A 14,035-nucleotide genomic window follows, 5' to 3' on the forward strand; every position below is an offset into this window, starting at 1 on the left:
CCCAAAGCGCGCGCAAAATCGCGCGCCTGTTCGGGATTGACGCGCGCATGAGCCACGCCGGCGGCTTCAAGACCCAGACGCAATACGCGATCGTAACAGCCGGTCGCCTCGAACACCACGAAACGCCCCTGGACGAGCTGCGTCGAGACAAAGGCGGAGACCGCGCTGATCGTGTTTTCGATCCGAAAATAGCCTGCCAACGGATCAAAAATATCGAGATAGGCTTTGGAAACGTCGATTCCGACGCAAACAGGGGTTATGCTCATCGTGCCTGTCCCTGTGATGCGAGGTCTGTTGGCGCAGCCTCGTGCAACTGTTCAGGTGAACTTCGAAAAGCGGACGGGGATCAGGCCCGATACGGTGGCAACACCAGGAATCCAACGATCTCCCGTCCGCATTCTCAGTCTCTCACAAAACAGACACACAGGAATCCAGAGCAAATCCAGCACTCCTGAGTCGGCTCTGGATTCCCGGTCAGGCCTTCGGCCTGCCGGGAATGACAATCGACAAACGCCTATCATTGCGGAGCGCGCAAGCGATCACGGCTTACGGAATGAGCACCGCCGCGCCTTGCAGGCGACCTTCACGCAGATCGGCGAGCGCCTCATTCGCCCGCGCCAGAGGATAACGCGTCGCGTGCATTTTCAGAGGAATCGTCGGCGCGAGCGCGAGGAACTCGCGCGCGTCTTCGCGCGTAAGATTCGCCACCGAAAGCAGTCGACGCTCCTCCCAGAGCAGTGCGTAGGGAAAGCTCGGAATGTCGCTCATGTGAATGCCGCCGCAAACGACCGCGCCGCCTTTTTTCGTCGCGGCGAGCGCGCGCGGAATGAGCGCGCCGACCGGCGCGAAGATCAGCGCGGCGTCGAGCGGCTCCGGCGAGGGCGCGTTGGAATCCTGCGCCGTCGCGGCGCCAAGCGACAGCGCGAAATCGGCCGCCGCCTGATCGCCGGGCCGAACGAATGCATGAACACGCTTGCCCTGATTGATCGCGACCTGAGCGATGATATGCGCGGCGGCGCCGAAGCCGTAGATGCCGATCGCTTCCGCCGGACCCGCCATCTTCAATGTACGCCAGCCGATGAGGCCCGCACACAGCAGCGGCGCGAGCGTCGCCGGATCTCCAGTCTCCGGCAGCGGGAAGCAGTAGGATGCATCCGCGACGGCGTGCGATGCGTAGCCGCCATCGCGCGTGTAGCCGGTGAAGAGCGGATCGTCGCACAGATTTTCGCGGGCGCTCAGACAGTAGGGGCAATGCCCGCAGGTGTGGCCAAGCCAGGGAACGCCGACCCGCTGTCCAAGCGAGAAACCGGTCACGCCAGGACCGATCGCGTCAACGCGCCCGACAATTTCGTGGCCCGGAACGATCGGAAGCTTCGGCTGGGTCAGTTCGCCGTCGACGACATGGAGATCGGTGCGACACACGCCGCACGCCTCGATCTTGAGCCGCACGTCGCCGACGCCGGGCGACGGGATCGGCCGCTCCTCCATGACGAGCGGCGCGTGGGGCCGCGGCAGGACCATCGCTTTCATGATCTCAGTCATCGAGCCGCTTGCTTAGGGAGATGCGGCTGTGGCCCGACGTAAAATCGGCGATTTCGCCCACGCGCGCGAAGCCGAGCCTCTCATAGAATGCGGCGACGCGTTTCTCGAATGTGTCGATATAGACGCCGACGCATCCACGATCCCGCGCGAGGCGCTCCGCCTCCCCCATCAGCCAGGCGCCGAGGCCCTGGCCGCGGCGCGACTCCGCCACCCAGAGATGGCGCACATAGGCCCATCGCCAATGGATGAGGCCATTGATCCCGCCGATCAGCGCGCCATCTTCCCCGCGCGCCAGAATGGAGAAAGGCGTTTCGTCCCGCACGCCGAAACGTTCGCCAAGCGCCGCGCCGAGACGCGCCGCAAGCTCCGCTGATTCCGCCGTTTCGATCGACAGAGCGAGCTTCTCAATCTCTTCTTTTTTTATCATGATCGGGCCGTGAGACGGGTCGTCGTTCTGCTATTGTGGACATGCGTCGCCGGCGCCGCAACGGCGCGCGGTGAAGACAGCGCCTGCGCTCCGGTCGAGATCGCCCCCCGACTCCCGCCAACGCGTGAGCGGGTGCGCGCCTATACGCCGGTTTTCGACCTCTGCGCCAAGGAGGGGGCGTCGCGGCTCGCCATCCGACGGATGAACGTCGACGGCACGCCCCTCCTCCTCACCGTCGATCCACAGTCGCTGCAGACGTCGCTGGAGCGCGCCGCCTGCTGGCGCTGCGAAGAGACCAGCGATGCGGCGCAGGCCAAGACGCGCTATCTCCAGGCGCTGCATCCGCCAGATGATCCAACGCGTCCGCCAGCCCTCGTCAACGCGGGCCTCATTCACGGCGCCGGCGGCGGCGCATTTCTGACCGGCGATCTTTGTCCCACGCGTAAGCCGCTCGACCGCGCCTTCTTCGAAAAGCTCGCCGCGCAAGGCCAGCATACGCCCGTGACCCTGGCCGTGTCTGGAGCCTGGCTTCAGCGCCACCACGCCGATTTCGCCTGGCTGCGCGAAAAGGAGCGGACGGGGGCGCTCGCCATCGCCTGGGCCAACCATTCCTACAGCCACCCCTATGTCTCCCGCCTTCCGGACCAGCGGAACTATCTCCTGCGCCGGGGCGTGGATCTTGATCGGGAGATTTTCGAGACGGAAAAGCTCATCATCGCTGAAGGCGAGACGCCTTCGGTTTTTTTCCGCTTTCCGGGCCTTGTCGCCGACGCCGCCCTGCTTGAAGGACTCCGCACGCGCCACCTCGTAGCGCTCGGCGCGGACGGCTGGCTGGCGCTCGGCTTACGGCCCCGCCCGGGCTCGATCGTGCTCGTGCACCCCAACGGCAACGAGCCGGTGGGTCTGCGTCTATTCTCGCGACTCATCGAGACGGGCGCGATGCCCCTGCCCCTGCGCCCGGTCAATGACGCGCCCTAACGCGGGGAAGGCCCTTCATTGACAAGGTTTCCGGCGGCTCTTATCTCTCCGGCGGAAAATGCCGCGTCGATCCTGGCGCCCCGCCGTTGGCGCGCGATGGCGCAGGCGGATGTTATTCATGCATTATGTGACGTTCCGCCGGCCGCCATTCCCCGGCGCGCCGAGAAGGCGGCAGACGCTGCGCGGGAGAAAGGTTCGCAAGAATGATCGGCGCACTCGCCAAGAAGATTTTCGGCACGGCGAATGATCGCCGGCTTAAGACCTACGCGCCGAAGGTCAACGCGATCAACGCCCTGGAGGCGGATGTCGAAGCGCTGACCGATGACGAGTTGCGGGATCGCACCCGCCAGTTCCGCGAAGAGCACGCCGCCGGCAAGTCGCTCGACGACCTGCTCGTTCCCGCTTTCGCCACGGTGCGCGAAGCCGCCAAGCGCACCCTCGGCCAACGGCATTTTGACGTCCAGCTCATCGGCGGCATGGTGCTGCATGAAGGCGCGATCTCGGAGATGCGCACCGGCGAAGGCAAGACTCTCGTCGCCACGCTCGCCGTCTATCTCAACGCGCTCTCCGGCAAAGGCGTCCATGTCGTCACGGTGAACGACTACCTCGCCAAGCGCGACTCCGAATGGATGGGGCAGATCTACAGATTTCTCGGCATGAGCGTCGGGGTCGTGGTGCATGACCTCATGGACGAGGATCGCGCCGCCGCCTACGCTTGTGACATCACCTACGGCACCAATAACGAATTCGGCTTCGACTATCTGCGCGATAATATGAAATATGAATTCTCGCAGATGGTTCAGCGCGGACATAATTACGCGATCGTCGACGAAGTTGACTCGATCCTGATCGACGAGGCGCGCACGCCGCTCATCATCTCGGGCGCCATCGACGACAAATCCGATCTTTACAACACGATCGACAAGCTGGTCCCCAAGCTCAACGCCGACGACTTCGAACTCGACGAGAAGCAGCGCACGGTTCATCTGACCGACGCCGGCAATGAGCATATGGAAGAGCTGCTGACCGAGGCCGGCGCGCTGACCGAAGGCGCGCTTTACGAAGCGCACAACGTGACGCTCGTGCATCACGTCAACCAGGCGCTGCGCGCGCATAAGCTCTTCCAGAAAGACAAGGATTACATCGTCCGCAAGGGCGAGGTGGTCATCATCGACGAATTCACCGGCCGCATGATGCCGGGCCGCCGCTATTCGGAAGGCCTGCATCAGGCGCTCGAGGCGAAGGAGCACGTTCAGGTTCAGCCTGAAAACGTCACACTCGCATCGATCACCTTCCAAAATTACTTTCGTCTCTACGGCAAGCTCGCCGGCATGACCGGCACGGCGGCCACCGAGGCGAATGAATTCGCCGAAATCTACAAGCTGGACGTCGTCGAAATTCCAACGAACCGTCCGGTCTGCCGTCTCGACGAGGATGATGAGGTCTATCGCACCGCCAAGGAAAAACTCGGCGCGATCGCCGCCGAGATCCAGGACGCGAACGGGCGGATGCAGCCGCTTCTCGTCGGCACCACGTCGATCGAGAAGTCGGAGCAGCTTGCGGAGTTCCTGCTGACGCAGGGCTACAAGATGATCGACTTCGCCGATCCGAAGGGGCTGACGGGACTCTACGCGGCGGCGCGCTCCGGCAAGCCGTCGAAGCTTTTCGCGGTGCTCAATGCGCGCTTCCACGAGCAGGAAGCCTATATCGTCGCGGAAGCCGGCGTGCCCGGCGCGATCACCATCGCCACCAATATGGCCGGCCGCGGCACCGACATTCAGCTCGGCGGCAACGTCGAGATGCGCGTGACGCAGGAATGCGCCGGCCTCGAGGGCGACGAGCGCGCCAAGAAGGAAGCGGAAATTCGCGAGGAAGTCGCGGACTTTAAAGAGAAGGCCATCGCCGCCGGCGGCCTCTACATCATCGGCACCGAGCGCCACGAGAGCCGGCGCATCGACAATCAGCTGCGCGGCCGTTCCGGACGTCAGGGCGACCCCGGCCGCTCGAAATTCTTCCTGTCGCTGCAGGACGATCTCATGCGCATCTTCGGCTCCGAGCGCATGGATTCGATGCTGGTGAAGCTTGGCCTGCAGGAGGGCGAAGCCATCGTCCATCCGTGGATCAACAAGGCGATCGAAAAGGCGCAGCACAAGGTCGAGGCGCGCAACTTCGACATCCGCAAGAACATCCTCAAGTTCGACAACGTCATGAACGACCAGCGCAAGGTGATCTTCGAGCGCCGGCGCGAAATCATGGATGAGGAGAGCGTCGAGGAGCAGACCGCCGACATGCGCGCCGATGTGGTCGACGCGATGGTGTCGCTGCATATTCCGCATGACGCCTACGCCGAGGCCTGGGACGTGGACGGGCTGGCGGACGACGTCAAAGCGAAGCTCAATCTCGATCTTCCGGTCGTCGACTGGGCCAAGGAAGAAGGCATCGCCGACGAGGAACTCAAGGAGCGCCTGCTCGAGGCGGCCGACGCTGCTTACGCCGAGCGCGTTGAAAAGAACACCGAGCCGCTGATGCGCATGATCGAGAAGCAGGTCGTCCTGCAGTCTCTCGACACGCTGTGGCGCGAACATCTCGTCGCCCTCGATCACCTTCGGCAGGTGATCGGCTGGCGCGGCCTGGCGCAGCGCGATCCCCTTAACGAGTACAAGTCCGAAGCGCTCGAGCTCTTCAAAGGCCTGATGACGCGGTGGGACGAAACGGTGACCACGCAACTGATGCGCGTCGAAGTGTCCTTCGAAGCGCCGCCTTCCGCGCCGCCGGAACTGCCGCCGATGGAAATGTCACATCCAAATCCAGAGGCGCTGATCGGCGGCGGCGCGCAGCTTGCGCTCGACGATCTCAATACGCGTCTCGCGGGGGCCGATTTCTCAGCGCGCGGGCTCGAGGTCAGCGAGGCGCCCGCTGTGCGCGACGCAAACAATCCCGCCACTTGGGGCAAGGTGGGCCGCAATGAGCCCTGCCCTTGCGGCTCGGGAAAGAAATACAAGCATTGCCACGGCGCCCTTGTCTAAGCCGAGGATGCGGACAGCGATGTGGAAGATCAGCGTCTCGGCTCTCCTCTCGACGCTGGCGTCTTCCGCATCGGCCCGGGTCGAGTGGGTGCAGGTCTCCAAGGACGATTTCTCGACCGTCTATATGGACGCCGGCTCGCGTCGAACGTCGCCTGACGGAATCGTCACGATCGACGCGCTCACGGATTACAACGCCGCCTCGCCAAAAGCCGCCGCATTCGGCCTTGCCGAAAAGGGGCTGTCGGAAATCGAGAAAGTGTCGCTCGATTGCGCTCACCGGAAATACAGGTCCGAGGGCGGCGGCTGGCGGCAGGGCCAGATGGGCGAAGGAAAGATCACCAAGCCCTATCCGCCGAAAGACGAATGGTCGCCGGTGCCGCCCTATTACGATGGACTCTTCGCCAAAGTCTGCGCGCACGTCCTCGGATGAGCGGTCGGATCGATTTGAACCGCCTCGCGCCTGAGAATATAAGCGCAGCGCGGTTGAAGCGCCGCGGATTTCCAGGAGCTTGTCGTGACCGCCATTGATTTCTCCAAAGTGCTCGTCGCTCAGGGCGGCGGCCCCACCGCCGTGATTAATCAGTCGCTCGTCGGCGCCGTGCTGGAGTCGCGCAAATTTCGCGAGGTCGAGCGCGTTTATGGCGCCTTTCACGGCGTCCGCGGCATCGTCAACGAGGATTTCGTCGACCTCACGCAGGAGACGACCCATAATCTCGAGCTCGTCGCCTGCACGCCGTCTTCGGCGCTCGGCTCGACGCGCGACAAGCCAGATCTCAAATATTGTCAGGAAATCTTCCGCGTCCTGCGCGCGCATGGGGTCGGCTGCTTTTTCTACATCGGCGGCAATGATTCGTCCGACACGGTGCGCATCGTTTCACAGGAGGCCCAAAGCGCCGGCTATCCGCTGCGGACGGTGCACATTCCAAAAACCATCGACAACGATCTGATGGTCAATGACCACACGCCCGGCTTTCCCTCGGCGGCGCGCTGGGTGGCGCAGGCCTTCGCCGGCGCCAACCTCGATAATTGGGCTCTCCCCGGGGTGTATATCGCCATCGTCATGGGCCGGCACGCGGGCTTTCTGACCGCCGCCTCGGCGCTCGGCAAGAAGTTTCCGGACGACGGCCCGCATCTCATCTACATCCCGGAGCGCGCCTTCATTATCGACAAATTCCTCGCCGACGTTAAGGCGACGATGGCGAAATACGGCCGCTGCGTCGTCGCGGTGTCAGAAGGCGTCTGCGACGAAAACCATACCCCCATCGCCGAAAAGCTCGCCAAGGCGGTGGAGCGCGACGATCACGGCAATGTCCATCTTGGCGGCGGCGCGCTGGCCGACGAACTCACCCGCCTCGTGAAGGATCGGCTCGGATTCAAGCGGGTGCGGGCCGATACGTTCGGCTATGTGCAAAGGAGCTTTGTCGGTTGCGTTTCCGACGTCGACCAGCGCGAGGCCCGCGAGGTCGGCGAAAAGGCCGTGCAATACGCCATTTGGGGCGATCGCGACGGCTCGGTGACGATCCACCGGACCGGCTTTTATTCGGTCGATTATCATTTGACGCCACTTGAAGAGATCGCCGCGAAGACAAAAGTCATGCCTGACGAATACATTAGCCCCTGCGGCACGGACGTCACCGACGCCTTCCGGATGTATCTGCGCCCCTTGCTGGGAAGCGGCATGCCGGACGCCTATCGGCTGCGGCTGAATCGGGTTCCCAAGATCCTTACCGCCTGAGCCTGCCGGCGAGGGCGCCTTTCTTGCTTCGACAGAGTTTCCGGCGAAGGTTGCAATTTGGCCGTCGTGTAAAATACACTAACTAGTCATGGTTCTCGGGCGCTCGTCGCTGACGACCGAAACTGGATGGGAAACGGGCACGCCAGCCGCTTCCACTTTTTGTTAGTCTGGCGCCGGTTACACAGGTGTTCGGGCCGATTCGCCCGGCAGGCCGGCCCGATAGGAGAGCAATATGAGCAAGGTCGGCGGCGGCGATTCCAAGAACACGCTTTACTGCTCCTTTTGCGGCAAGAGCCAGCACGAGGTCCGTAAGCTCATCGCCGGACCGACGGTGTTCATCTGCGATGAATGCGTCGAACTGTGCATGGACATCATCCGCGAGGAGAATAAGTCCTCGCTGGTCAAGCAGCGCGACGGCATTCCGACCCCGCGGGAGATTTGTAAGGTTCTGGACGACTATGTCATCGGCCAGTCACAGGCCAAGCGCGTGCTCTCGGTGGCGGTCCACAATCATTACAAGCGCCTCAACCATGCCACCAAGCACGGCGACGTGGAGTTGGCGAAGTCCAACATTCTGCTGATCGGACCGACCGGCGTCGGCAAGACCATGCTGGCGCAGACTCTGGCGCGCATCCTGGATGTTCCGTTCACCATGGCGGACGCCACGACCCTAACCGAAGCGGGCTACGTCGGCGAGGACGTCGAAAACATCATTCTCAAGCTTCTGCAGGCGTCGGACTACAACGTCGAACGCGCCCAGCGCGGCATCGTCTATGTCGACGAAATCGACAAGATTTCGCGCAAGTCCGACAATCCTTCGATCACCCGCGACGTTTCGGGTGAAGGCGTGCAGCAGGCGCTGTTGAAGATCATGGAGGGCACCGTCGCCTCCGTGCCGCCCCAGGGCGGCCGCAAGCATCCGCAGCAGGAGTTCCTGCAGGTCGACACGACGAACATCCTGTTCATCTGTGGCGGCGCTTTCGCCGGGCTTGAAAAGATCATCTCCTCCCGCGGACGCAACACCTCGATCGGCTTCGCCGCCACCGTGCAGTCGCCCGACGAACGGCGCACCGGCGACATTTTTAGGCAAGTGCAGCCGGAAGACCTGCTGAAATTTGGGCTCATCCCCGAATTCGTCGGCCGTCTGCCGGTCATTGCGACGCTCGAGGATCTCGACGAGGACGCGCTCAAGCGGATCCTCACCGAGCCAAAGAACGCGCTGGTCAAGCAGTATCAGCGGCTCTTCGAGATGGAAAACGTCGAGCTCACCTTCCAGGACGACGCTCTTTCGGCCGTCGCGCGCAAGGCGATCGAACGCCACACCGGCGCGCGCGGCCTGCGCTCGATCATGGAAGGAATCTTGCTAGACACGATGTTCGATCTGCCAGGTCTGGAGGGAGTCGAACAGGTTGTGATCGGACCAGAAGTCGTCGAGGGCAAAGCCCGGCCGCTCTATATTTACGCCGAACGCAGCGAAAAGAGCGGCACGAGCGCCTGACGCGCGAAGACGAAGCGGCTATGCGGCGGCGACGCCGAGCGCGGTTTAAGCTTAGGCGCCGCAGCGCCTTGAATCGATTATTCGCGTAACCATTTGCGTTAACGGGGCCGTCGGGCGCATCCGCCGGCGGTCTTTACTGGCGCGAAATCGGCGGGCGACCGTATCGCGGCCTAAACCCAAAATCGCCCTGCGGTCTCGCGCCGCCGCTTTAGCGGGACGCGTCAAGGACAGGACAAAAAGAATGTCGAACGAAAAGCGAGACGCCGTCCCCCCCGGAACCATCGAAAGCTATCCGGTGCTGCCGTTGCGCGACATTGTCGTCTTTCCGCACATGATCGTTCCTCTTTTCGTCGCGCGGGAGAAATCCATTCGCGCGCTCGAAGAGGTGACGAAATCCGACAGGCTCATTTTGCTGGCGACGCAGAAGAACGCGGGCGACGACGACCCCTCGGCCGACGCGATCTATCCGATCGGCACGCTCGCCTCGGTGCTGCAGCTTCTGAAGCTGCCCGACGGCACGGTGAAGGTGCTGGTCGAAGGCGTGGCGCGCGCCAGCGTTCGCACCTACACGCGCGCAGACGATTATTACGAAGCGGACGCCGAAGTTGTCGCCGACGATCTCGCCTCTCCCGTCGAGGTCGAAGCGCTCGGCCGGTCGGTGATCGCCGAATTCGAAAGCTATGTGAAGCTCAACAAGCGGGTCTCGTCCGAGGTCGTCGGCGCGGTGACGCAGATCGACGACTATTCGAAGCTCGCAGACACGGTCGCGTCTCACCTTTCGGTGAAGATCGCCGAGAAGCAGGACGTGCTTGAGACGGTCAGCGTCGCGCGCCGCCTCGAAAAATGTCTGTCGCTGATGGAAAGCGAGATCTCGGTCCTGCAGGTCGAGAAGCGCATTCGCACGCGCGTCAAGCGCCAGATGGAGAAGACGCAGCGCGAATATTACCTCAACGAGCAGATGAAGGCGATCCAGAAGGAACTGGGCGACGAGGACGGCAAGGACGATCTCGCCGAGCTCGAGGAGCGCATCAAGAACACCAAGCTCTCCAAGGAAGCGCGCGACAAGGCTTTCGCCGAGTTCAAGAAGCTGCGGCAGATGTCGCCGATGTCCGCCGAAGCCACCGTTGTGAGGAACTACCTCGATTGGATCCTCTCGATCCCGTGGGGTAAGCGCTCCAAGGTGAAGCGCGATCTCGGACAGGCGGAGGAAGTGCTCGACACCGAGCATTTCGGCCTCGAGAAGGTCAAGGAGCGTATCCTTGAATATCTCGCCGTGCAGAGCCGCGCCAACAAGCTGACGGGACCGATCCTGTGCCTCGTCGGCCCGCCCGGCGTCGGCAAAACCTCGCTCGGCAAGTCGATCGCCAAGGCCACGGGCCGCGACTTCGTGCGCATGTCGCTGGGCGGCGTGCGCGACGAAGCGGAAATCCGCGGCCATCGCCGCACTTACATCGGCTCGATGCCCGGCAAGATCATCCAGTCGATGCGCAAGGCGAAGACGTCCAATCCGCTCTTTCTCTTGGACGAGATCGATAAGATGGGCATGGACTTCCGCGGCGATCCGTCGTCGGCCTTGCTCGAAGTGCTGGACCCGGAACAGAACGCAACGTTCAACGACCATTACCTCGAAGTCGACTATGACCTTTCGAATGTGATGTTCGTGACGACGGCGAATACGCTCAATATCCCGGCGCCGCTGATGGACCGCATGGAGATCATTCGCATCGCCGGCTACACGGAAGATGAGAAGCTCGAGATCGCGCGCCGGCACCTCATTCCCAATGCGGTGCATAAGCACGGGCTTTCACCTGACGAATGGATGATCGCCGACGACGGGCTGCTCACCCTCATTCGCCGCTATACGCGCGAAGCCGGCGTGCGCAATCTGGAGCGCGAACTCTCCAATCTCGCGCGCAAGGCGGTAAAGGAAATCCTTCTCAAAAAGAAGGAGAAGATCGTCGTCACGAGCGAAAATCTCGCCGACTATCTTGGCGTGCCGAAGTTCCGCTATGGCGAGGCCGAACTCGAAGATCAGGTCGGCGTCGTGACTGGTCTGGCCTGGACAGAGGTCGGCGGCGAACTGCTGACGATCGAAGGCGTCATGATGCCCGGCAAGGGCAAGATGACCGTGACGGGCAATCTGCGTGACGTGATGAAGGAGTCGATCTCCGCGGCGGCGTCCTATGTGCGCTCGCGCGCCGTGGACTTCGGCGTCGAACCGCCGGTCTTCGACCGACGCGACTTCCATGTGCACGTGCCGGAAGGCGCGACGCCCAAGGATGGACCGTCGGCCGGCGTCGCGATGGCGACCGCCATCGTCTCGATCATCACCGGCATTCCCGTCCGGCGCGACATCGCCATGACCGGCGAGATCACGCTGCGCGGCCGCGTGTTGCCGATCGGCGGCTTGAAGGAGAAGCTGCTGGCGGCGCTGCGGGGCGGTTTAAAGAAAGTGCTGATCCCAGAGGAGAACGCCAAGGATCTGGCGGAAATCCCGGACGCGGTGAAGAACCGTCTGGAGATCGTGCCGGTCGCGCGCATGGAAGAGGTGCTGCGGCACGCGCTGGTCTCCCAGCCGACGCCGATCGAATGGCGGGAAGACGCCGCCGCGATCGCCAAACATGCCGTCAGCGACGATGACGGCACCGGCGTCCGCGCGCACTGATCAGAGCGTTCAACAAAGAGCCCCGCTCCTCCAGAGCGGGGCTTTTTGTTTTTTCGAACGGCGAGAAGCGCGCTGCAGCCCGCAGATTGTATGAGCATTTCGTGGCGGAGGCGCCATTTCCCCCGGAAAACCAGCGATTCTACGCCTTTGGCGGCCGGCAATCCTTGCTTTTCCTGCGATTCGCGACCAACACTCGCCATCGCTGCGCAGCGCCGATTCGAGGTCGCGCATTCTTACGCCGGACGGCTCGCAGTGAAGGAGAAGGAAAAGCCATGAACAAACTGGAACTCGTCGAGCACGTCGCCAGCGAGACGGACAGCTCGAAAGCGGCGGCGGCCGCCGCCATCGACGCCGTCATCGACGGCATCACGAAGGCCCTCAAGAAGGGCGATGAAGTTCGCCTCGTCGGCTTCGGCACCTTTTCGGTCAAGAAGCGCGCCGCCGGCAAAGGCCGCAATCCGGCGACCGGCGAAGAAATCAAGATTCCCGCGTCCAAGAGCGCCCGCTTCAAGCCCGGCGCGACGCTGAAGACCGCGCTCAACAAAGCCAAGTAGCTCAGCGCGCGGAGGCGGCGGCGTCGCAGGCGTTTTCCGAAACTTCGCACAACGGCCGTCGGCGCCCCGGCGGCCGTCGTTTTTTAAGTCCGCTTGCCTCGCGGCGCACCCGCCCTTAAAACCCGGCGGGCGCGCATCATGTCGGGCGGTTAGCTCAGTTGGTAGAGCATCTCGTTTACACCGAGAGGGTCGGCGGTTCGAGACCGTCACCGCCCACCACTGGCGCCCTCGAGACGGCGCCGGGCTCGCTGCGGGAATTGGTGTTCCAAAGCCCAGGAATTGGCTTTAGCTTGCCGGGACAAAGAAGGCCGCGCGGATGAAATTGATCAAAACCGTTTTCATTGCGCTCTGCGCCGCCGCATTCGTCTCCACCTTCGCGCATGCCGAAGATATGAGTTTTCGCGTCGTCAGCGTGAATTCCGGCGGCTGCGGCGCAAATTGCCCGCAGGTGATCGCGGCGCAAGGCGAAATTAGCCCAGAGACGCCCGACGCCTTCGTTAACTTCGTGCGCGAAAACGCGCGCGGCGGCAATCTGCACGGAATTGTGCTGCTCGACTCGCCTGGCGGAAAGGTCGTCGCCTCGATGGAGCTCGGCCAAGCTATCCGCAAGCTGGGGATGGCGGTGATCGTCGCCCGTCCCGCGGCGGATCAATCGCGCACGATGGCGCTCGTATCGGGCCGCTGCTATTCGGCCTGCGTCTATGCGTTGATGGGCGGCAGGAAGCGCGTGATCCCGCCGCAGAGCAGCGTCGGCATTCACCGCATGTTCAATTATTCGACGAGTTTCGACATCGCCGAGGGCGGAATCGTGCGCGAGCGAAATTACGACGATGGCGGCATGCTGCAGACGCTTTCCCGCTACGCGGCGATGATGGGCGTGAGCACCGAACTCGTGAAGCTCGCCGAACGGACGTCGCCCGATAAGCTTTACGTGCTGACCGGCGCCGACATCGCTCGTTGGCGGCTTGGGTCGCGCAAGCTCTAGACGCGCCGGATGACAAGCATAATCAGCAACCAGGGCAGCACATGAAACATATTCTCGACGGGCTTGAACGGCGGCGCGCGTCCGCCCGACTTGGCGGCGGCAAAAAGCGGATCGAAGCCCAGCACGCCCGCGGCAAGCTCACGGCGCGCGAGCGAATCGAACTGCTGCTCGATCACGGCTCGTTCGAAGAATTCGACATGTTCGTCGCCCACCGCTGCGCCGATTTCGGCATGGATCAGGGCGAAAAAATTTCAGGCGACGGCGTCGTCACCGGTTGGGGAACGGTCAACGGCCGCGCCGTCTTCGTCTTCGCCAAGGACTTCACCGTCTTCGGCGGTTCGCTCTCCGAGACTCACGCGCAAAAGATCACCAAGCTGCAGGACATGGCGCTGAAAAATCGCGCCCCGATCATCGGCCTCTTCGACGCCGGCGGCGCGCGCATCCAGGAAGGCGTCGCAGCGCTCGGCGGCTATGGCGAGGTCTTCCAGCGCAATGTGCTGGCCTCGGGCGTCATTCCGCAAATCTCGGTGATCATGGGCCCCTGCGCTGGCGGCGACGTTTACTCGCCGGCGATGACCGACTTCATCTTCATGGTGCGCGACACGAGCTATATGTTCGTGACCGG

The 14,035-nt window shown here is 62.9% G+C and carries 11 protein-coding genes, 1 tRNA gene and 1 pseudogene; 10 read left to right on the forward strand and 3 right to left on the reverse strand.

Translation table 11 applies throughout. The features are described from left to right. From IYX23_RS00030 to IYX23_RS00040, 3 genes and pseudogenes are all read right to left on the reverse strand, one after another. Positions 1-266 (reverse strand): annotated as a pseudogene (locus IYX23_RS00030) (IS110 family transposase); the annotation flags it as partial. 280 nt (positions 267-546) lie between these two features. Then, positions 547-1,530 (reverse strand): zinc-dependent alcohol dehydrogenase family protein, encoded by a 984-nt coding sequence (locus IYX23_RS00035; RefSeq protein ID WP_196391580.1) that lies wholly within the window; start codon positions 1,528-1,530, stop codon positions 547-549. Between the two features lie 4 nt (positions 1,531-1,534). Continuing rightward, complete coding sequence (locus tag IYX23_RS00040) at positions 1,535-1,969, reverse strand: GNAT family N-acetyltransferase (protein ID WP_196391574.1); 435 nt, start codon at positions 1,967-1,969, stop codon at positions 1,535-1,537. 9 nt (positions 1,970-1,978) lie between these two features. Here IYX23_RS00040 and IYX23_RS00045 point away from each other — a divergent pair, with 9 nt between their 5' ends. From IYX23_RS00045 to IYX23_RS00090, 10 genes are all read left to right on the forward strand, one after another. Further along, positions 1,979-2,947, forward strand: a complete 969-nt coding sequence (locus IYX23_RS00045) for a polysaccharide deacetylase (protein WP_348643605.1) — start codon at positions 1,979-1,981, stop codon at positions 2,945-2,947. 203 nt (positions 2,948-3,150) lie between these two features. Next, positions 3,151-5,973: a preprotein translocase subunit SecA gene (gene secA / locus IYX23_RS00050; protein WP_196391575.1), complete on the forward strand. Its 2,823-nt coding sequence runs from the start codon at positions 3,151-3,153 to the stop codon at positions 5,971-5,973. 19 nt (positions 5,974-5,992) lie between these two features. Next, positions 5,993-6,403, forward strand: coding sequence for a surface-adhesin E family protein (locus IYX23_RS00055; protein WP_246716383.1), 411 nt, complete (start codon positions 5,993-5,995; stop codon positions 6,401-6,403). 84 nt (positions 6,404-6,487) lie between these two features. Further along, a complete protein-coding gene (locus IYX23_RS00060) occupies positions 6,488-7,708 on the forward strand; it encodes a 6-phosphofructokinase (protein WP_196391576.1) in 1,221 nt (406 codons plus the stop codon). A 232-nt stretch (positions 7,709-7,940) separates the two neighbouring features. Beyond that, on the forward strand, positions 7,941-9,206 hold the full coding sequence (clpX, locus tag IYX23_RS00065) for an ATP-dependent Clp protease ATP-binding subunit ClpX (protein WP_196391577.1): 1,266 nt from the start codon (positions 7,941-7,943) through the stop codon (positions 9,204-9,206). 241 nt (positions 9,207-9,447) lie between these two features. Beyond that, positions 9,448-11,871 (forward strand): endopeptidase La, encoded by a 2,424-nt coding sequence (lon, locus tag IYX23_RS00070; protein ID WP_196391578.1) that lies wholly within the window; start codon positions 9,448-9,450, stop codon positions 11,869-11,871. A gap of 272 nt (positions 11,872-12,143) precedes the next feature. After that, the gene (locus tag IYX23_RS00075; protein ID WP_124738742.1) at positions 12,144-12,425 is read left to right on the forward strand and encodes an HU family DNA-binding protein; all 282 of its coding nucleotides are present in this window, start codon (positions 12,144-12,146) and stop codon (positions 12,423-12,425) included. A 143-nt stretch (positions 12,426-12,568) separates the two neighbouring features. Further along, positions 12,569-12,644 (forward strand) — tRNA-Val (locus IYX23_RS00080). Positions 12,645-12,741: 97 nt separating this feature from the next. Beyond that, a complete protein-coding gene (locus IYX23_RS00085) occupies positions 12,742-13,410 on the forward strand; it encodes a hypothetical protein (RefSeq protein ID WP_196391579.1) in 669 nt (222 codons plus the stop codon). Between the two features lie 41 nt (positions 13,411-13,451). Beyond that, positions 13,452-14,035 (forward strand): carboxyl transferase domain-containing protein (locus IYX23_RS00090; protein WP_281431760.1); only part of this gene is annotated, 584 nt, incomplete at its 3' end.

Origin of the sequence: Methylocystis sp. L43, assembly GCF_015709525.1 — a bacterium.
In the GTDB taxonomy this organism is placed as follows: domain Bacteria; phylum Pseudomonadota; class Alphaproteobacteria; order Rhizobiales; family Beijerinckiaceae; genus Methylocystis.